The following is an 18,236-nucleotide window of genomic DNA, read 5'->3' as shown; positions in this document are numbered from 1 at the left end:
TACACATCTTCGACTTCTGGAGTGTCCATGAGCGTCCGAGTACGGTATGCGCCCTCGCCCACCGGGCTTCAGCACATAGGGGGGCTCCGCACGGCCCTGTTCAACTACTTCTTCGCCCGCTCGCAGGGGGGTACCTTCATCCTCCGGATAGAGGATACCGACAGGGAGCGCTACGACGAGCGGGCCCTCCAGGACCTGTTCGAGACCTTCGAGTGGCTCGGTATCACCTGGGACGAGGGACCGGGCAAGGGCGGACCATATGGTCCGTACTTCCAGTCGGAGCGGAAGGAACTCTATCAGGAGCACGCCCGTCTCCTCGTCGAACAGGGACATGCGTACCGCTGCTTCTGCACTCCGGAGCGCCTGGAACAGCTGAGAAAGGAACGGGGAAAGGGACGTGCCACCGGCTATGACCGGCACTGCAGGAAGCTCCCCCCCGATGAGGTGGAGCGGCTCCTCGCCGAAGGGAGGCCCCACGTCATCCGGTTCAAGGTGCCCGTCGAGGGGAGCACGGTCTTCGAGGACTACCTGCTGGGGAGGGTGGAATACCCCAACGCGGACGTCAACCCCGATCCGGTGCTCCTCAAGTCCGACGGGTTTCCCACCTACCATCTGGCCAACGTGGTGGACGACCACCTCATGCGCATCACGCACATCCTGAGGGCCCAGGAATGGATCCCCTCGACACCGCTCCATGTCCTCCTGTACCGGGCCTTCGGGTGGGAACATCCTGTCTACTGTCACCTTCCCATGGTCCTCGGTCCCGACGGCCAGAAGCTCTCGAAGCGTCATGGCGCCACGAGCGTGCAGGAGTTCCGGAGGATGGGGTACCTTCCGGAGGCCGTCGTCAACTACGTCTCCCTCCTGGGGTGGGCCTACGACGACTCCAGGGAGCTCTTCACGCGGGAGGAGCTCGAGCGGGTCTTCACCCTGGAGAAGCTCAACAAGTCCCCTGCGGTCTTCGACTACAAGAAGCTCGAGTGGTTCAACGGCGTCTACATCCGTGCGAAGACCGATGAGGAACTGTTCGCCCTCCTCCTCCCCGTCGCAGAGGAGACGGGGCTCCTCCCGAGCCCTCCCACCGATGAGGAGAAGGAGAAGCTCAGGCTCGCGGTGCCCATCGTCAAGGAGCGCCTCAAGGTGCTCCGCGACGTGAAGGACCTCCTCTGGTTCCTCTTCCACGAGGTCCCCGAGTACGAGCCGGCTCTCCTGGTGCCGAAGAAGCTCGACCCGCCTGCTACGATGAGGATCCTCACCGCCCTCAAGGAGGAGCTTTCAGGCTACTGGACGCGTACCGACGAGGAGAACGAACAGAGGATGCGGGCCCTCGCGGAACGGATGGGGATCAAGCTGGGACAGCTCCTCATGCCCCTCAGGGTGGCCGTCACCGGCTCCACGGTCTCTCCACCCCTCCTCGAGTCCATACGGCTCCTGGGAGCGGAGGAGACGTTGCAGAGGATCGACCGCGCACTTGAAAAACTTTCATCGCTCACGGAAGGAGAGTAGACATGGCACAGGTGACCCTCGATACCATCGTGTCGCTCTGTAAGCGCCGCGGATTCGTGTTTCAGTCGAGCGAGGTCTACGGTGGACTCTCGTCGGCATGGGACTATGGTCCACTTGGTGTGGAGCTCAAGAACAACATCGAACGCTTCTGGTGGAACGAGATGGTCCGGAAACGCCGGAACATCGTGGGACTCGATGCCGCCATCCTCATGCACCCCAAGGTGTGGGAGGCCTCGGGCCATGTGGAGAACTTCCATGACCCTCTCGTGGATTGCAAGGAGTGCAAGGCCAGGTTCAGGGCCGACCAGATAGATCTCTCGGCCCCCTGTCCGGAGTGCGGCGCGAAGGACTCCTTCACCGAGCCGCGCCAGTTCAACCTCATGTTCAAGACCCACCTGGGGCCGGTCGAGGACGAGAGTACGGTGGTCTACCTGCGGCCCGAGACCGCCCAGGGTATCTACGTGAACTACAAGAACTGCCTGCAGTCGAGCAGGCTCAAGGTTCCCTTCGGGATCGCCCAGGTGGGCAAGGCCTTCAGGAACGAGATCGTGACCAAGAACTTCATCTTCCGCACGTGCGAGTTCGAGCAGATGGAGATGCAGTTCTTCGTGCACCCCTCCGAGGACAAGAAGTGGTTCGACTACTGGAAAGCGGAGCGCATGGAGTACTACAGGAAGATGGGGGTTCGGCCTGAGAAGCTCAGGTTCCACCAGCATGGACCGGACGAGCTCGCCCACTATGCCAAGGAGGCGGTCGACATCCAGTACGAGTTCCCGTTCGGATGGAGGGAGCTGGAGGGGGTTCACAACCGCACGGACTACGACCTGAGCCGACACTCACAGTTCTCGGGGAAGGACCTCTCGTACTTCGACGACGAGACGAGGGAGCGATACATCCCCTACATCATCGAGACTTCGGCGGGACTCACCCGCAGCGTGCTCATGGTGCTCTCCGATGCCTACGATGAAGAGGAACTCGAGAACGGGGAGAAACGTACGGTGCTCAGGTTCCATCCTCTCATCGCCCCGATCACCGTGGCGGTGTTCCCGCTCATGAGGCGTGATGGGCTCGATACCTATGCCCAGAACCTCGAGGAGGAGCTGAGGGACCACTTCAACACCTTCTACGACGAGAGCGGGGCCATAGGCCGCAGGTACAGGAGGCAGGACGAGGTGGGGACTCCCTACTGCATCACCGTAGACTACCAGACCCTTAAGGACGACACCGTCACCCTTCGGTATCGGGATTCGATGGAGCAGGTGCGGATTCACAGGAACGAGATCGTGTCGGCTGTTCAGCAGGCCATCAGGGAGTACAGGAGGGTCGGCACATGAGCGACGCCCTCCCGCTTCTTGCCGAACGCGGCCTGGTGAAGCAGTGCACCGACCTCGAAGGGCTCGGGGCCCGTATGCAGGAGGGCCCCGTCACCTTCTACCTGGGGATCGATCCCACGGGTCCGAGCCTCCACGCGGGACACCTCGTCCCCCTCTTCGCTGCCACGCACCTGGTGAACGCGGGGCACCGTGCCATCATCCTCATAGGCGGGGGCACGGCCCGCATAGGGGATCCCTCGGGCAAGACCGAGATGCGCAGGATCCTCTCCGTGGAGGAGATAGATCGCAACGCCCGGGCCATCCAGGCCCAGATAGAGCGTTTCTTTCCCGTGGACGGGAAGCGGGCCCTCATGCTGAACAACGCCGAGTGGCTCGCCGAGCTCAACTACATCGACTTCCTCCGGGAGATCGGACGACACTTCTCGGTGAACCGGATGCTCAGTTTCGAAACCTACAAGGCGCGCCTCGAGACCGGCCTCTCGTTCATCGAGTTCAACTACCAGCTCCTCCAGGCCTACGATTTCCTGGTGCTCAACGAGCGCTACGGTTGCACCCTCCAGATAGGCGGGGACGACCAGTGGGGCAACATCGTGGCCGGGATCGACCTCATACGGAGGGTGAGGGGAGAGGAGGCCTATGGCCTGACCATGCCCCTGGTCACCCGCTCGGACGGGAAGAAGATGGGGAAGACCGAGAAGGGAGCCCTGTTCCTCGATCCCTCCATGGTGAGCCCCTACGAGTTCTTCCAGTATTGGAGGAACGTGCCGGATCAGGACGTGGCTACGTTCCTCAAGTACTATACCTTCCTTCCGATCGACGAGATAGCGAGCCTCACGGCCCACACGGACGAGCGGATCAACCTGGCCAAGGAGCGGCTCGCCTACGAGCTCACCGCGCTCATCCACGGCAGGGAAGAGGCCGACAAGGCACTCGAGGCCTCCCGGGCGGCATTCGGGAAGGGGGGGCAGGATCGTTCCTCCATCCCCTTCGTGGAGATCCCACGGGAAGAGCTCGAGCACGGTATCGGTGTGGTGGAGCTTTTCGTGAAGACCGATCTCTGCGCTTCCAAGAGCGAGGCCCGCCGTCTCATCTCCCAGGGCGGCGCCTACATCGAGGGCGAACAAGTGAAGGATCTGGAGCAGGTGGTGAGGTTGCAGGATGTGCCCGAGGCGGGGGAGCTCCTCCTCCGGGCGGGCAAGAAGCGATATTTCAGGGTCGTGGTGAGATGAATGGAGGAAGATGGGGGAGGGGACGAGGCTTCGTGTTCGTCGTGGCCGGGGCGTTCCTTCTCTGGAAGGTGGTGTCCCTCGTCGCGGGAAGCCCGTTGATCGTCCCTTCTCCCGAAGAGGTGGCGCTGAAGGTGGTGGGGATCCTCCGGGATCCCCACTTTCTTTCCCACGTGGCCGTGACCACTCTCAGGGCCCTGGGAGGGTTCGCGTGTGCCCTGGCCGTAGGTGTGGGGCTCGGAGTGCTCGGGGGGATCTCCGGCGGTCTCGGTCTGCCCCTCAGGGCTGCTGCGGTGGTGCTCCAGTCGGTGCCCGTGGTCTCGGTGATCCTCATCCTCCTCATCTGGGTGGGGAGCGCCCTCACACCTTTCTGGGTGGGACTCGCCATGGCATTCCCCATCATCCTGATCACCACGCTGGAGGGAATGGAGGCGGCCCCGGTGGATCTGCTGGAGATGGCGAGGGCCTTCGGGCTTTCCCGCAGGGTTCAGATCACCAGGATCTATATTCCCTCGCTGATACCTTTCGTCCTGGCCGGGGCGCGCTCGGCGCTGAGCCTCGTCTGGAAGGCGGTCATCGCTGCAGAGGTGATCGCCTTCCCCTCCTCGGGGGTGGGGACGGCCCTCTACACCGCCAAGCTCTTCATCGATACCCCCGGGGTCTTCGCCTGGACCTCGATCGGGGTGGTCTTGAGCGGGCTCTCCCACCTGCTGCTCGGCCTCGTCTCCAGGAGGGTCTTCTGGGGAGGGATGCGGTGAGTGGGATCAGGCTCGAAGGCATACGCGTGGCCTTTCCAGGAAGGCTCGTGTTCGACGACTTCAGCCTCACGATTCCCGAGGGGAAGATCACCTGTCTCATGGGACCCTCAGCCTGCGGCAAGACCACCCTCCTCAGGGTCCTCGCAGGACTCCTCGCGCCCCAGGCGGGTCGGTGCACCGGACTCCCCGCCGGCCCTGTGAGTATGGTCTTCCAGGAGCCGAGGCTCCTTCCCTGGGCCACGGTGAGGGAGAACATCGCTCTCGTGCTTCCACCACACGAGGGGGAGGGAACGATGGTCGAGCATCTCATGGAGGAACTGGGCCTTGCCCCCTATGCGGGCGCCTATCCCCACCAGCTCAGCGGAGGACTCAAACAACGCGTGGGCCTCGCCCGCGCCCTCGCCTTTCCCTCGCCGCTCCTCCTCATGGACGAGCCCTTCCTCTCGCTGGACCTCGTGCTCCTCTCGAAGACGCTGCGGGTCTTCCACCGACTGTGGAAGGAACAGCCCCGTACCACCGTGCTGGTGAGCCACAGGCTCGAGGAGCCCCTCCTTCTTGCAGACCACGTGCTCATACTGGGGGGAAATCCGACCCGTGTCTTGGCCATCCTCGATCATCCGGCCCCTCACGGAGTGGAGGAGATGACGGATCCGCGCCTCCTCCCCCTCGAGCGCGGGATACGGCGTGCCCTCGCCTCGATTGAGGAGTCCCGTACTAGCGGGCGAACTTCGCCATCTTGAGCGAGAGCACCGCGTACCCCGAGGAGAGGTCCTCCTGCTGAACCACCACGTGGGAGGGCAGTTTGAGCTTCACGTTGGTGAAGTTCCAGATCCCCTTGATGCCGTGGTCCACGATGATTTCGGCCACTTCCTGTGCAACCTCGGGCGGCACGGTGAGGATGGCCATCTCGAAGTCCTCCTTTTCCTTTACCGCTGCGAACTCCGAGAGGGGGTGGATCCTCGTGCCGTGCACCACCTTGCCGATCTTCGAAGGATCCACATCGAAGGCCGCGGCGATGTGCAACTTGTGCCTCTTGAGCTCCTGGTATCCCAGGAGGGCCTGTCCCAGATTACCCGCTCCCACGAGACAGGCGAACTGGTCGATGTCCCATCGGAGGAATCGCTCTATGGCGTGGATGAGTTCCTGGACAGGGTACCCGAGCCTGGGTTTCCCCATGATACCTGTGAGGGCCAGGTCCTTTCGCACCTGTATGGCCTCGAGCTCGAGTTCCTGTGCGATGTAGGTTCCGGAGATGTATTCCCTGCCTTCCTCCGCCGCTCCTTTCACCACTTGAAGGTACGATGGAAGCCTCCGGATACTCGGTACATTGAGCAGCTTGTGTCGCTTCACGCTTTCCTCCACACGGGTCGAGTGAAATTTATGACGTTTATTATATGCTGAACAGGGGAAAAAGAAAAGACTGAATAATTTTCTATACAAAAAAAAAAAAACAGGGGAACGTGAGGCGTTCCCCTGTGTGATACCGAGAGGTCGCTCACAGGGCCTCGAGAGTCTCGTTGTAGCGTCGTTCGACTTCCTCCCAGTTCACCACGTTCCAGAAGGCGGCGATGTAGTCGGGCCTCCTGTTCTGATACGAAAGATAGTAGGCGTGTTCCCAGACGTCCAGGCCCAGGATGGGGATGAAGCCGTCCAGGTAGGGGCTGTCCTGGTTGGGGGTGGAGTACACCTGGAGCGTACCATACGCGTTCACCACGAGCCAGGCCCAGCCGCTCCCGAATCTGGTGGCGGCCGCCTTGGTGAAGGCTTCCTTGAAGGCGTCGAACGAACCGAAGGTTGAGACGATGGCCTTGCCGACCGCACCCTGGGGCGTGCCTCCGCCTTCGGGCGAGAGGACGGTCCAGAAGAGGCTGTGGTTCGCATGCCCGCCGCCGTTGTTGCGGACCGCGGTCTGCACCTCCTCGGGAAGGCTCTTGAGATTCCTGAGAAGAAAGACCAGGTCTTTGTCCTTTGCAAAGGGCGCCTTTTCGAGCGCGGCATTGAGGTTGTTCACGTACCCGGCATGGTGCTTGGTGTGGTGTATCTCCATGGTCCGGGCGTCTATGTGAGGCTCGAGTGCATCGTAGGGATAGGGAAGTGAGGGGAGTGTGAAGCTCATAGGATTCCTCCTGATTCCGTATTTATTACTAAAATAATCATGTTTTGTTCGAACAGCAAGGCCCCGTTCGGACTTTCGGTGTTGACATGCGTTCCGGCTTCCATGTTTAATGTAGAGAGTGATATGGTACGAGGAGGTGACGAGATGAGACGTTCCATGCTGGCAGGAGGGCTGCTCCTGCTTCTTCTTTTCTCGGGATGCGAGAGGCTCGAACGGAGGAGCGAGGAGCCTGCGGCCACCGGTGGAGAGCCCGTGGCGAGCGCCCAGGCGGAAGGCGTGCCCTCGAGGGACATCCCGCGGGAGGAGGCGCCCGCCGTGGTCTTGGAGGCCGTGAGTATCTGGGACAGTCTCGACAAGGGCAAGAAATCCCTCGCTACGGCCACCGTGGGTGAGCGGCTCACCTTCCTGGGGGAGATCAAGGAGGGAGTTTCCTCCAGCGGCAACAAGCTGGAGTACGCCCTCGTACGCCTCTCCGACGGTACCCAGGGCTGGGCGTACACCGGATACCTCGCACTCAGGGCGACATTGGGGGTGATCACCAAGAAGGTGGACTACTACCAGAGACCCACCACCCTTCTACCCTCGGGGCAGCTCGAGCCCTTCACCCTCATCGGAATCGGTGAAAAGAAGGAGGAGGGAAGACAGCAGATCTACTTCTTCGAGACTTCCCGCAATGTGGTGAGGGAGGCGTGGGTCATGGAGGGGTTCTCGGACAGGGACGTGGACCTCAGGCTCACGGCACGCTACTTCCTCATCCTGCGGGATGAGGACCTCCCGCCCGAAGAACGGTATCAGAAGATCCTGGAGCTCGCTCAGGAATCCCAGGCCGAGCCGGTCTCGGCGGATCTCGTGGATTCGCTCCAGGTGAAACTCGACGAACTCTCGCAGGAGCTCGCCGAAGAGGCAGAAGAGACGCCTACTCCCGAGCCTTCTCCGGAGACGACGGCCTCTTCTATGTGAGGGGCCTTTCTGGTACCCTGGCGTCGTGGAACGCCTGGTACGCCTGCAGGTCATCTTCCTGGCCCTCCTCTCTCTCGTTGCGATAGGGGGGGTGCTCCACATCACCCAACAGGTGGTGCTCCCCCTCGTGATCGCGGCTCTGCTCTCGTTCATCCTTGCACCGCTCGTCGTACGCATGCATCGTGCGCGTATCCCCTATTTCCTCGGGATCACCGTGGTGATGCTCCTTCTCGTGCTCATCATCGCAGGGCTCGGCACGCTGCTGTCGTCCAGCCTCTACTCGCTCATACGTGAGTATCCCCGCTACCAGACGAGGTTCATCGGTCTCTACAACACCCTGGTGGATCGTTTCCACCTGAGGGAGTGGCTCTTCAACGACCTCTCGTGGGTGCGGACCATAGGGAGTTACCTCGTAGGCCTTTCCGGCCGCCTGGTGGAATTGGTGACCTACACCGTCCTGGTGCTCCTCTTCCTCCTCTTCCTCCTTCTGGAGTGGCGGCACCTCCCCCGGAAGATGCTGAGGGCCCTCAGGAGGGGGCTCACCGCCCGGATCGCCCGTATCCTTGAGCACATCTCGGAGCAGATCTCCCGTTACCTCGCGGTGAAATTCTTGATCAGTCTCGCCACCGGATTGCTGGTCTGGGCGGCCTATTCGCTCATCGGTCTCGACTTCGCCTTCATATGGGGGCTTCTCGCCTTTCTCTTCAACTTCATCCCCAATATCGGGTCGGCGGTCGTGTGGGGCCTCTCCTCCCTCTTCGCCGTGATCCAGTTCTATCCGGACTGGCAGCACCCTCTCCTCGTGTCCGGGAGCATGATGTTCATCCAGATGGTGATGGGGAACCTCCTCGAACCGAAGCTCGCGGGTGAGCAGCTCAACTTGAGTCCGGTGGTGGTCCTCTTCTCGCTCCTCTTCTGGGGCTGGCTCTGGGGGGTGGCGGGGATGTTCATCGCCGTACCCCTCACCGTGATCGTGAAGATCGTGTGTGAGAACATCCCCCAGCTGAAGGCCGTGAGCATCCTCATGGGGACGGCCTCGAGACGGGACCGTTCACGAGACGGGCGGGCATGAATCCGCGGACGCTGTTGATCAGATGGATCCTCCCTTGCGCAAGGTCTTCCACTCTGAGCGGGCGCACCCTGATCTTTCCCCTTGCGAGGAGGTGCGCACGGTAGACACCGGGGAGGAGACCGTCCTCCTCGGGAGGGGTGAAGAGTACGCCTCCCACCTCCAGAAGGATGTTCGCGAAGCCGGTCTCGGTGACGAAGCCTCGGGTGTTCCAGTAGAGGAGATAGCGACTCCCCGCGTGTTCCTCCATACGGGTATAGAAGGGGCGGAAGGTGGTCTTGTGCCGGAGCCACCACCAGGAGGGATCCACGGGCTCGGGCGAGAGGACGAGGGGGACGGGGAGTGGGGGAGCGCCGGCGGAAAGCGGCTCATGACCGGTCTCGAGCCTGCCGTCGGGGTGGAGGAGGAGGCGCACCTTTGCAGGGTGCGCGAGCGTGGAGGTGTAGTCCTCGAGGGCCTTTCGTGTCAGGGAGAGGCAGAAGGGGTATCGGAGGATCCGGGCGCTCCGTTCGAGCCGTGCGAGGTGCTCTTCGAGAAGCCACAGCCCTCCCCCGGGCGTCCACCTCAGGCTCTCGAGGAGGGGAGGATGCTCCTGGAGAGACGAGCATTCCTCCGACGGGGGCGTGTGTCCCTCTGGATGAGTCGGCATGGGCTACTCCGGTACGGGATATCGTAGCACCGGCGGGCGTCTTGCACCAGGGGTGAAGGACGCAGGCAGCGGTGTGGTACGCATGGTGCCGTGAGGATCGCCGGGGAATTGATATTGGGTTTAGTGCACGTGGAATTTGCGGAATTCCGGAAACAGTGGTATCACCTTTGGGGGCACGAAGGGGGCCTACAGGGGGAGGCGAGAGGCCTCCCCAGGGCTCCCACCTTCAGGAGGGCCTCGAGGTATTCTTCGCCCGGATCCGAGTCCCACACGATGCCTCCGCCTGTACCGTAGTACCAGCGCGGCCCGTCCTTCACGAGGGTACGGATCGCCACGTTGAAGAGGGCCGTCTCCCTGCTCCAGAATCCCACGGTACCGGTGTACACCCCACGGGGGGAATGTTCCTCGCGTGCGATGATACTCATGGTGCTCGCCTTGGGGGCTCCGGTGATGGATGCGCAGGGGAAGAGTGCCTCGAGGATCCGGGGGATCGAGGCAGATGTCCGCGCCCTCACGGTGCTCACCATCTGGTGGGCATAGGGAATGGTCCTGATGGAGAAGAGGTGCGGAACCTCCACCGTGCCGATGGCGGCGATCTTCCCGAGATCGTTGCGGATCATGTCCACGATCATGAGATTTTCGGCCCGGTTCTTCTCGCTCGTGTGGAGTCGGTGGACGAGGTGGGCGTCTTCGTCCGGGTTCGTCCCTCGACGGGAGGTGCCTTTCATGGGTTCGCACTCGACGAGGTCTCTGTGTTTCCGGAAGAAGAGCTCGGGCGAGAACGAGAGTACCGCGTGATCCCCGGCTTCCACATAGGCGCTGTAGGAAGGCGCGCTTCTGTTCACCAGGGAAAGAAAGAGGGAGAGGGGATCCGAAAGAGACCGGCCTTCGAGTCTGAAGGTGTAGTTCACCTGGTACGTGATGCCTGCCTCGAGGGCTTCTTTTATCCTCGAAAGGTGGAAGAGATAGGTCTTCTCGTCGAGTTCCGGGGTGAGGGAGGGGGGCTCGATCCGTCGCGGAGGGGGAAGCGGGACATGCTCCGGAGGGTCGAATATTCCCACGCAGAGGAGCGGTCCACGAGGAGGGTGGATCCTGAAGGCTGGGTCGAAGGCCGGGGCGGCCTCGTACGCGAGCCAGCCCGCAGCGTACCGATGTGAGCGTTGTATCTCGTAATCGGCCTCTTCGAGCACCTGCGGGATCGAGGCGAGGGCTTCGGGGCCTACCACCAGGACGCCGAGGGGACGACGGAAGAGGAGCCAGGTATCGGACACGGGGTCGTGGAAGAGTGCACGCATCCTATCCTTCCGGAGTGAGGGACACGGGCGCCATTCCGGTGAGGTGCCGTGTGAGGAAGGGTCCGCCTGCGCTCAAGGTTCCTTCGAATCGTAGCATCACCCCGGTTGCAGGGTCGAACCAGTAGGTGCTCTTCCAGAAGGCGGAGAGCAGCCCGGCGAGCCGGATGGTGACCTTCAAGGCGCGGACCTCTTTTCCCATCACGGTGAGCGTCTCCTCCCCTTGTTTCCGGGCCTCCATCTCGTAGACCTCACCGGTGGCGGGACGCAGGGCATAGAAGGTGAACCTCTCCTGTGAGGATGCAGTGATGAAGGGGATGAGGCCGAACTCGAAGACCTGGATGAAGGGGAGGTCTTTCTTCAGGGTATGGGTCTTCTCTTCCCTCTCGGTATCCTGCTCCCTGAGGTAGTGGAGGACGCGCCTCTTTGGGTCCCATTGGGTGGTGATGCGGAGATCCCCGGCCTCGTACCTCCACAGGAGGGTGGAGGTCCCCGCATGCACGGCTTCCCACCGGGATTCGGTGCTTTCCACCTCGATGTCGAGGCGGCCGCCGTCCTCCACGACGCGGTAACGGACTTCCCACGAGCGGTCTCCTGCCGTGGTGTGGTAGGTGTAGAGGCCCGAGAGGGGATGGGCCGGCAGGAGCGCGCAGGTGAGGAGGAGAAATGCCGCATGCATGAGACGGTTCCGCATCGCCTCCCAGTATATCACGTTTCCTGGATCGTGCCAGCGCCCTTGCAAGGAGAGGGGTTCCTGTCTATAGTATGGCCGTATCTCAGGGTAAGGAGAGGGGCTCATGGAACGAAAGCGCATTCTCACGGGTGACAGACCGACGGGGAAGCTGCACCTGGGACACTATGTGGGTTCGCTCGCAAACAGGGTGAAGCTCCAAGACGAGTACGAGTGTTTCTTTATCATCGCCGACCTGCACATGCTCACCACGAAGCCGGAGAAAAAGGACGTCGAGGCGATCGCGGACAATGCGAGGGAGATGGTGCTCGACTACCTGGCGTGCGGGATCGATCCTGCGAAGTCGGTGATCTACCTGCAGTCCGCCGTTCCCGAGGTGTATGAGCTCAACCTCTTCTTCGAGATGCTTGTGACGGTCCCTCGTCTCCAGCGTATCCCGACGCTCAAGGAGATGGCGCAGGCGGCGCACCTGGAGGAGATGCCTCTGGGGCTCCTCGGGTATCCGGTGCTCCAGGCCGCCGACATCCTCCTCCCCCGGGCCCACGTGGTGCCGGTGGGGAAGGACAATGTGCCGCACGTGGAGCTCACCCGGGAGATCGCGCGCAGATTCAATTTCCTCTACGGAGAGGTCTTTCCCGTGCCCGACCCGCTGGTGGGCGAAGTTCCCACCCTGGTGGGGATCGATGGTGCGGCGAAGATGTCCAAGTCGCTCGGGAACGCCATCCTCCTCTCCGACGATCCTAAGACCGTAGAGAAGAAGGTATTCAAGATGTATACGGATCCGAACCGGGTGCGCGCGGATATACCGGGGAGGGTCGAGGGGAACCCAGTGTTCATCTATCACGATATCTTCAATTCCAACAAGGAGGAGGTGGAGGATCTCAAGCGTCGGTACCGGGAGGGGAAGGTGGGGGACGTGGAGGTGAAGGAGAAGCTCGCGAGGGCGCTCAATGCCTTCCTGGATCCCATCCGAGAGCGGCGTGAGTACTTCCGCCAGCAGACGGGTCTGGTGGACGAGATCCTCTACGAGGGGACCATGCGGATGCGGGAGGAGGGGAGGAAGACCCTCATCGAGGTGAGGAAGGCGATGGGGCTCGCCGGGGTGTGGAACAGGATAAGCCGGGGTGCGGAGCGGCGGAGAAAGAGGCAGGAGAAGGGGGGTACGGATGCGTAAGAGGCGTGAGTGCGCGCCGCCTGGGATCCGGGCGGCGATCTTCGATATGGATGGGACGCTCGTCAATTCCGAGGATGTGTATTGGGATGCGGACTGCGCCTTTCTCGATCGGTACGGGATCCCCCACGATGATGCCCTGCGCGAGTACATGATCGGGAGGGGGACGAAGGGGTTCATCGAGTGGATGCGTACGCAGAAGGAGATCCCCAGGTCCGATGAGGAGCTGGCAAGGGAGAAGATGGAGGTGTTTCTCGCACATGCGCGGGGCAGGGTGCAGGTGTTCCCCGAGATGCGGAGGTTGTTGGGGCTCCTTGAGGAGGCGGGGATGCCGTGTGCCCTGGCGTCGGGGTCGCCCCGTGGGATTATCGAGGTGCTGCTCGAAGAGACGGGGCTCGCGGGGTTCTTCCGGGTGGTGGTGTCGGCGGACGAGGTGGCGCGTCCCAAGCCGGCGCCGGATGTGTTCCTCGAGGCGGCGGGGAGGCTTGGGGTGGAGCCGGGTGGGTGTGTGGTCTTCGAGGACTCGGAGCCGGGGGTGCGGGCGGGGTTGGATGCGGGGATGGTGTGCGTGGCGATCCCCACGCTGGTGAAGGATCGCTACCCGGAGGTGTTCTACCAGGCGGATGTGTTGTTCGAAGGGGGGATGGGGGAGTTTTCCGCGGAGCGGGTGTGGGAGTGGCTGGGGTGTGGGGTGGGGGTGGGGAGGTAGGATGAGGCTGGGGTCGGCGGTGGTGAGGGGGTTCCAGGAGGAGGTGCTGGGGTTCCACCGGCGCGAGGGGCGTGATTTCCCGTGGCGGCGGACGCGTGATCCGTACGCGATCTTCGTCTCGGAGATGATGCTCCAGCAGACACAGACCTCCCGGGTGGTGGGCAAGTACGGTGAGTTCCTGGCGCGGTTTCCCTCGTGGGAGGTGCTCGCCGGGGCGAGGCTGGGGGAGGTGCTGGAGGTGTGGCAGGGGTTGGGGTACAACAGGCGGGCGAGGGGGGTGTGGGAGAGCGCCCGGATTGTGGTGGAGCGGTGGGGCGGGAGGCTGCCGGATGAGCCAGGGGTGCTGGAGGGGCTTCCCATGGTGGGGCCGTACACGGCGCGGGCCGTGGCGACGTTCGCCTACGGGCGGCCCTGTGTGTTTGTGGAGACGAATATCCGTACGGTGTTCCTCGATCGGTTCTTCCCGGGGAGGGAGGGGGTGAGGGATGCGGAGATCCTCCCGCTGGTTGAGGAGACCCTCTACCGGGATGATGTCCGCACGTGGTACTACGCCTTGATGGATCTGGGGGCGGCGATCAAGGCGCGGAGGGGGAATGCGGGGCGCAGGAGCGCGCACTACCGGCGCCAGGGGCGGTTCGAGGGGTCGGTGCGGCAGGTGCGGGGGGCGGTGTTGCGGGTGCTGGTGGGGAAGGGGGGCTGCGGGGTGGGGGATCTGGCGCGGGAGGTGGGGAGGGAGAGGGAGGTGGTGGAAGGGGTGGTGGAGGCGCTGGAGCGGGAGGGGCTGGTGGTGAGGGAGGGGGAGAGGGTGTACGTGCCGTGAGGGTTGAAGGGGAGGGGGCGAGGTACTATAGTTGAAGGAGAAGTGTTCAAGGAGGTGAGGTAATGAGTCTGCTCAAGGAGATCATCCTGCTGGTACTCGCCGTGGGGGTATGTCTGGGAGCGGGCTTCTTGGGTTCTTCCTTTACCATGCCCGCCATCGAGGGCTGGTACAGCACCATCCAGAAGCCCTCGTTCACCCCTCCCAACTGGTTGTTCGCCCCTGTCTGGACGGTCCTCTTCATCCTCATGGGAATCTCCGCCTATCTCGTGATCCGCACGGGCCTCTCGTACCAGGTCCGCCTCGTGGTACTCCTCTTTGTGGTGCAGCTCGTCCTCAATGTCCTCTGGTCGTTCTTCTTCTTTGCGCGGCAGAGCCCCGGTCTTGCGCTGGTCGACATCGTGCTCCTCTGGGTGGCCATCCTCGCCCTCATCGTGATGAGTGTGCGGATCGAGCGGTGGGCAGGCTATCTCCTCATCCCGTACCTGGTGTGGGTGAGCTATGCCACCGTGCTCAATGCGAGCATCTTCGTGTTGAACCGGGGCTAAGGCCGGCGGCGGCCTCCTCGTCCGCGCGTCGGATGAGGCCGTGCTGCCACTCCAGGAGGTAGTCGTAGAGTCCGGGGATATCGGCTCTCGCGTCGATCAGCACGCGGAAGAGCGGCTCGGTGCCCGATTTGCGCATCCACATGAAGGCGCACGGCTCTCCTTTTTCGTTTTTGAAGAGGATCCTCAGGCCCCCTTTCTGCGCGCCGGTGCGGAACGCGGGGCCGAAGCCCACCCTCGTCACGGTACCCTCGTGGTTGTGTTCCTCGAAGCCGGTGATGCCGAAGCGGCGCCGGAGCTCCTGAGCACGGCCCTCCCAGTCCGAGAGGAAGAGGCGCTCATAGGAGGCCTTGAAGGCCGCCTGATCGCTTGACCGGATGGTGAGCCGGGCCGCCTCCTCCCCCGTTCCGGTGGTGCGATAGGAGGGAAGCGAGGCGAGCACGTCGGCGAGGGTGAAGGAGGGCTCGTAGGGGATGCCACGGAGCGTGCACCATCGTCTGAAGAGGGCATAGGGCTCATCGCGCAAGGCGAGCAGCTTGAGCACCGAGCCGAGCGTGGCGAGGGGATCGCGTACCCGTGCCGGCCAGACGATGCTCCCCCCGTTCGACCCTTCCCCCATCACCCGCACCACCCACCCCTCGCGCCGCAGCTCCTCCGCCTTCCCCACCACGTGCGCCTCCCCCACCTCCGTCCGCACCACCTGCGCCCCGAACGCCCCCGCCACCTCCTCCACCCGCAGCGACGTCGGCCCGTTCGCCACCACCGCCACCCTGTGCCCCCGCACCCCGCCCGGCAGCACCGCATCCAGCCAGGCCAGCTCCCCCAGCACCGCCAGCGCGAACACCTCCTGCGCCCCCGGCACCCTCACCCCCACCCCCGGCGCCCCGTACACCAGGTTCCCCCTGTCGCCGTCGCAGTCCGGCACGTAGCCCAGCGCCTCGCACCCCCGCTCCTCCACCACCCCCCTCACCAGGTCCGCGCACATCTCCAGCGACTCCCCCTCGGGCAGGATCTCGTGGACGAACCCTCCGGGCGCTGCGTTGAAGAGACGCACCTCGCACCCTAGGTCCTCGAGCACATCCCTGTCCACGCTTGCCCCCCGGGCGCTCCCGTTCAGCTCCCCCACTATCACCGCCCCTCTCCTGCGCACCCCCTCCCCGAGCTCCGCCCACCTCCGGACCACCTCCTCCGCCTCCCCTCCCGTGATCACCCGGCGCACGAACCCCCCGTACGCCCTGAGCGCCCCTTCCTTCCACCTCGCCTCCTCCTCCCACACCCCCGGAGGCGCCTCTGCCCCGAGGAGCCCCGCTGCCTCCGTCTCGCCGAGCCCTCGTACCTCCTCCCTGAACCGCCGGATGAGCTCCCCCGCCTCCCTTGCTCCCAGCACCCCTCCCCTCGAGCCCACCTTAATCCCATTGTGCCCCACCGGGTTGTGGCTCGCAGACACGTACACGAACCCGGCCGGCTCCGGGTCTGCCGCAGAGAAGGCCATCACCTCCGGCGCCGCCGCGATCCCCGCATACCGCACCCCCACCCCCTCCATGCACAGCCCCGCCGCGATCGCCCTGCAGATCGCCTCCCCGGTGGGCCGGGAATCACGCGCGAGCAACACCCCGGCCCCCTCTCCCCGCTCCCTGAAGAACCGACCGATCACCCTGCCTGCGCACACCGCCAGCACCCTGTCCGCCTCGGTGATCCGGGGGGAGGCATCCTGCTCATCCCCCGAGGCCGCGAACACCTTTCGCCATCCGGAAACCGAGAGGATGTACCCCTCGAGCGCGCTCATCAGGTGGAGCCGATCTACCGCCATCACCCTTCCTCTTTGTGGCATTCTCTCGTTCACGAAGGGGGACCCCCTTCACAGCAGCTCATCTAAAACGAAAAACCGAAAAGAGACAAGACCGCCTCATGGAAAAAAGGCGCCGCACGTGCGGCGCCTCCTCCCGTAGCATCCCGGCCTCAGAACGCCATCCTCGCCCCCAGCTGGAAGAAGCTGTTCCCGTTGAACTGACCGAAGTACCCCTCCTCATCCCCGCCGAACCAGGTAGAGGAGGCGGTGAGGAAGAGGTCGTCGGCCACGTTGTACTCGAGCCTCGGGCGGATCATGTAGTCACCGTCCTCCACCACGTAGGCCCCCGCGAGCTCGATCGTGAGCGTATCGTGCAGGAGCCGCTCGGTGATCCCCGCGTTCACGATCGTGGTGGTGTAGGTCTCATCCTCATCGTACTCGATGTCGCCCGCCTTGAGCCCCGAGGTCCCGAGGATCACCGTACCCACCACCTGGAGGTTCACGTTGAGGGTACCGAACGGCAGATCCTTGTCCACCCCCGCCAGGTAGGCGATCCGGTTGTTGCGGACGAGCGGGTCGTCGCCCGCGGTATCCTCGGTGAGGAAGTAGGCGAGCTCACCCTTGAGGTTGAACCCTCCCGGCGCAGCCCCTGCCTCGAGACCGAAGAGGTGGACCCTGTCGTAGGAGATCGTCACCCGGTAGTCGGTGGCGAGCCGCGAGGTATCGATCACCGGGAGCCGGTCGAAGGTGTACTGGTAGGAGAGCCCCAGGTCCACCCCGCCGGCAGAGTAGGTGAACCTCGTGGCGGCCACGAAGTCCTCGAGCGAATCGGGAAGCTCGTACCGGACGGCCGACGAGGCCGCCTCCTCCGCCCAGGCGGCCGCCATGAGTGAGGCCAGATCTTGGGCTGCCGTGGCGTTCATGCTTCCCGTGATGTACTGTGTGGCGAGGGCCTGTGCCATCTGTGTCGCCGCCTGGTCGATCACCTCCTCCACCGCGTTCTCAAGCTCCGCAAGCTCCCGCTGCACCCACATCCCCTCCGTGGGGAAGACATCGGGCGTGAAGACCGGCACGTACACCAGCTCCCAACTCCCCATCGTGCCCACCGGCACGCCGAGCCTCACCATCTTCTCGGCCTTCTTGCGCTCCAGGTAGTCGGGGTTGATGAAGTCCGAGTAGTCCATCGGGTTGATGGTGTCGAAGACGTGCACCTTGTCGCCCTTGCCCCACACGAGCTTGAGGTAGCCCACATCGAGCGTGGCCCAGGGGAGGAAGACCTGCACGTACGCCTCGTCGATGAGGTCCTCGAGCGACCGGTACACCCCCTCCTGGGTGGTGTAGTCGTACCACTGGCTGTAGTGCAGCCGGGCCACTGCCCGCGACCGCTCGCCCTCGTAGGCGAGGCCGAGCTCCACCGTGGCGAAGGGAGAGACCGTCTGGTCACCTGGTTCCCTGTCGGGATCGGTGAAGAGGCGCACCTGGCTCTCCACCTTCCCCGAGACCTCCACAGGGCCGGCCGCCCCCTCCTCGAAGAACGAGAGCTCCTGGGCACCCGCCCACAGGAGACACACACTGAACATCGCTATGATCCCTATCCGCTTCAT

General features: G+C 63.6%; 18 protein-coding genes. 11 read left to right on the top strand and 7 right to left on the bottom strand.

Features of this window, described 5'->3' with window-relative positions; genetic code table 11:
- The first annotated feature begins 27 nt into the window (after positions 1-27).
- The 5 genes from gltX to STHERM_RS07130 are packed head-to-tail and all read left to right on the top strand — an operon-like array spanning position 28 to position 5,564.
- Positions 28-1,506 carry a glutamate--tRNA ligase gene (gene gltX / locus STHERM_RS07150; protein ID WP_013314219.1) on the top strand — a complete coding sequence of 493 codons (1,479 nt, stop codon included), beginning with the start codon at positions 28-30 and terminating at the stop codon, positions 1,504-1,506.
- A gap of 2 nt (positions 1,507-1,508) precedes the next feature.
- Complete coding sequence (locus STHERM_RS07145; RefSeq protein WP_013314218.1) at positions 1,509-2,840, top strand: glycine--tRNA ligase; 1,332 nt, start codon at positions 1,509-1,511, stop codon at positions 2,838-2,840.
- The gene (tyrS, locus tag STHERM_RS07140) at positions 2,837-4,069 is read left to right on the top strand and encodes a tyrosine--tRNA ligase (protein WP_013314217.1); all 1,233 of its coding nucleotides are present in this window, start codon (positions 2,837-2,839) and stop codon (positions 4,067-4,069) included. The genes STHERM_RS07145 and tyrS overlap by 4 nt, the downstream gene beginning before the upstream one ends.
- Before the next feature lie 32 nt (positions 4,070-4,101).
- Complete coding sequence (locus STHERM_RS07135) at positions 4,102-4,824, top strand: ABC transporter permease (RefSeq protein ID WP_237223196.1); 723 nt, start codon at positions 4,102-4,104, stop codon at positions 4,822-4,824.
- Positions 4,821-5,564 carry an ABC transporter ATP-binding protein gene (locus STHERM_RS07130; protein WP_041623407.1) on the top strand — a complete coding sequence of 248 codons (744 nt, stop codon included), beginning with the start codon at positions 4,821-4,823 and terminating at the stop codon, positions 5,562-5,564. Before STHERM_RS07135 ends, STHERM_RS07130 begins: the two co-directional genes overlap by 4 nt.
- Here the strand turns inward: STHERM_RS07130 and STHERM_RS07125 are convergent.
- Together STHERM_RS07125 and STHERM_RS07120 are read right to left on the bottom strand one after the other, a co-directional pair.
- Entirely contained in the window at positions 5,539-6,174 is a 636-nt protein-coding gene (locus STHERM_RS07125) for a redox-sensing transcriptional repressor Rex (RefSeq protein ID WP_013314214.1), read from the bottom strand. The two genes, STHERM_RS07130 and STHERM_RS07125, sit on opposite strands and share 26 nt — an antisense overlap.
- 145 nt (positions 6,175-6,319) lie before the next feature.
- Complete coding sequence (locus STHERM_RS07120; protein WP_013314213.1) at positions 6,320-6,940, bottom strand: superoxide dismutase; 621 nt, start codon at positions 6,938-6,940, stop codon at positions 6,320-6,322.
- Between the two features lie 144 nt (positions 6,941-7,084).
- Here STHERM_RS07120 and STHERM_RS07115 point away from each other — a divergent pair, with 144 nt between their 5' ends.
- Positions 7,085-7,900 (top strand): hypothetical protein, encoded by an 816-nt coding sequence (locus tag STHERM_RS07115; protein WP_013314212.1) that lies wholly within the window; start codon positions 7,085-7,087, stop codon positions 7,898-7,900.
- A 25-nt stretch (positions 7,901-7,925) separates the two neighbouring features.
- The gene (locus STHERM_RS07110; protein WP_013314211.1) at positions 7,926-8,972 is read left to right on the top strand and encodes an AI-2E family transporter; all 1,047 of its coding nucleotides are present in this window, start codon (positions 7,926-7,928) and stop codon (positions 8,970-8,972) included.
- On the opposite strand, the gene STHERM_RS07105 is transcribed toward STHERM_RS07110, so the two are convergent.
- The 3 genes from STHERM_RS07105 to STHERM_RS07095 form a co-directional block, all read right to left on the bottom strand.
- Positions 8,923-9,618, bottom strand: a complete 696-nt coding sequence (locus tag STHERM_RS07105; RefSeq protein ID WP_013314210.1) for an aminotransferase class IV — start codon at positions 9,616-9,618, stop codon at positions 8,923-8,925. The genes STHERM_RS07110 and STHERM_RS07105 overlap by 50 nt on opposite strands.
- A 161-nt stretch (positions 9,619-9,779) precedes the next feature.
- Positions 9,780-10,913, bottom strand: coding sequence for a chorismate-binding protein (locus tag STHERM_RS07100; RefSeq protein ID WP_013314209.1), 1,134 nt, complete (start codon positions 10,911-10,913; stop codon positions 9,780-9,782).
- A gap of 1 nt (position 10,914) precedes the next feature.
- On the bottom strand, positions 10,915-11,604 hold the full coding sequence (locus STHERM_RS07095) for a hypothetical protein (protein WP_052295668.1): 690 nt from the start codon (positions 11,602-11,604) through the stop codon (positions 10,915-10,917).
- 103 nt (positions 11,605-11,707) lie between these two features.
- Here STHERM_RS07095 and trpS point away from each other — a divergent pair, with 103 nt between their 5' ends.
- From trpS to STHERM_RS07075, 4 genes are all read left to right on the top strand, one after another.
- Complete coding sequence (trpS, locus tag STHERM_RS07090; protein ID WP_013314207.1) at positions 11,708-12,775, top strand: tryptophan--tRNA ligase; 1,068 nt, start codon at positions 11,708-11,710, stop codon at positions 12,773-12,775.
- Positions 12,768-13,481 (top strand): HAD family hydrolase, encoded by a 714-nt coding sequence (locus STHERM_RS07085; RefSeq protein WP_013314206.1) that lies wholly within the window; start codon positions 12,768-12,770, stop codon positions 13,479-13,481. The genes trpS and STHERM_RS07085 overlap by 8 nt, the downstream gene beginning before the upstream one ends.
- 1 nt (position 13,482) lies before the next feature.
- Positions 13,483-14,301 carry a DNA repair protein gene (locus STHERM_RS12555; RefSeq protein WP_013314205.1) on the top strand — a complete coding sequence of 273 codons (819 nt, stop codon included), beginning with the start codon at positions 13,483-13,485 and terminating at the stop codon, positions 14,299-14,301.
- 62 nt (positions 14,302-14,363) lie between these two features.
- Positions 14,364-14,846, top strand: coding sequence for a TspO/MBR family protein (locus STHERM_RS07075; RefSeq protein WP_013314204.1), 483 nt, complete (start codon positions 14,364-14,366; stop codon positions 14,844-14,846).
- Here the strand turns inward: STHERM_RS07075 and STHERM_RS07070 are convergent.
- Positions 14,812-16,653, bottom strand: coding sequence for a phosphoglucomutase (locus STHERM_RS07070; protein WP_013314203.1), 1,842 nt, complete (start codon positions 16,651-16,653; stop codon positions 14,812-14,814). The genes STHERM_RS07075 and STHERM_RS07070 overlap by 35 nt on opposite strands.
- Positions 16,654-16,802: 149 nt before the next feature.
- Positions 16,803-18,236, bottom strand: coding sequence for a DUF1302 family protein (locus tag STHERM_RS07065; RefSeq protein WP_013314202.1), 1,434 nt, complete (start codon positions 18,234-18,236; stop codon positions 16,803-16,805).

Origin of the sequence: Spirochaeta thermophila DSM 6192 (assembly GCF_000147075.1) — a bacterium.
Classification (GTDB): domain Bacteria; phylum Spirochaetota; class Spirochaetia; order Winmispirales; family Winmispiraceae; genus Winmispira; species Winmispira thermophila_A.
This window is presented reverse-complemented; position numbering and strand designations above follow the sequence as displayed.

Excerpts from the sequence above, each read along its gene's own strand:
- STHERM_RS12555 (WP_013314205.1), top strand. The coding sequence starts at position 13,483 with ATGAGGCTGGGGTCGGCGGTGGTGAGGGGGTTCCAGGAGGAGGTGCTG.
- STHERM_RS07065 (WP_013314202.1), bottom strand. The coding sequence starts at position 18,236 with ATGAAGCGGATAGGGATCATAGCGATGTTCAGTGTGTGTCTCCTGTGG.
- tyrS (WP_013314217.1), top strand. The coding sequence starts at position 2,837 with ATGAGCGACGCCCTCCCGCTTCTTGCCGAACGCGGCCTGGTGAAGCAG.
- STHERM_RS07115 (WP_013314212.1), top strand. The coding sequence starts at position 7,085 with ATGAGACGTTCCATGCTGGCAGGAGGGCTGCTCCTGCTTCTTCTTTTC.
- gltX (WP_013314219.1), top strand. The coding sequence starts at position 28 with ATGAGCGTCCGAGTACGGTATGCGCCCTCGCCCACCGGGCTTCAGCAC.
- STHERM_RS07075 (WP_013314204.1), top strand. The coding sequence starts at position 14,364 with ATGAGTCTGCTCAAGGAGATCATCCTGCTGGTACTCGCCGTGGGGGTA.
- STHERM_RS07120 (WP_013314213.1), bottom strand. The coding sequence starts at position 6,940 with ATGAGCTTCACACTCCCCTCACTTCCCTATCCCTACGATGCACTCGAG.
- STHERM_RS07100 (WP_013314209.1), bottom strand. The coding sequence starts at position 10,913 with ATGCGTGCACTCTTCCACGACCCCGTGTCCGATACCTGGCTCCTCTTC.
- STHERM_RS07105 (WP_013314210.1), bottom strand. The coding sequence starts at position 9,618 with ATGCCGACTCATCCAGAGGGACACACGCCCCCGTCGGAGGAATGCTCG.
- STHERM_RS07145 (WP_013314218.1), top strand. The coding sequence starts at position 1,509 with ATGGCACAGGTGACCCTCGATACCATCGTGTCGCTCTGTAAGCGCCGC.
- STHERM_RS07070 (WP_013314203.1), bottom strand. The coding sequence starts at position 16,653 with ATGGCGGTAGATCGGCTCCACCTGATGAGCGCGCTCGAGGGGTACATC.
- STHERM_RS07085 (WP_013314206.1), top strand. The coding sequence starts at position 12,768 with ATGCGTAAGAGGCGTGAGTGCGCGCCGCCTGGGATCCGGGCGGCGATC.
- trpS (WP_013314207.1), top strand. The coding sequence starts at position 11,708 with ATGGAACGAAAGCGCATTCTCACGGGTGACAGACCGACGGGGAAGCTG.
- STHERM_RS07095 (WP_052295668.1), bottom strand. The coding sequence starts at position 11,604 with ATGCGGAACCGTCTCATGCATGCGGCATTTCTCCTCCTCACCTGCGCG.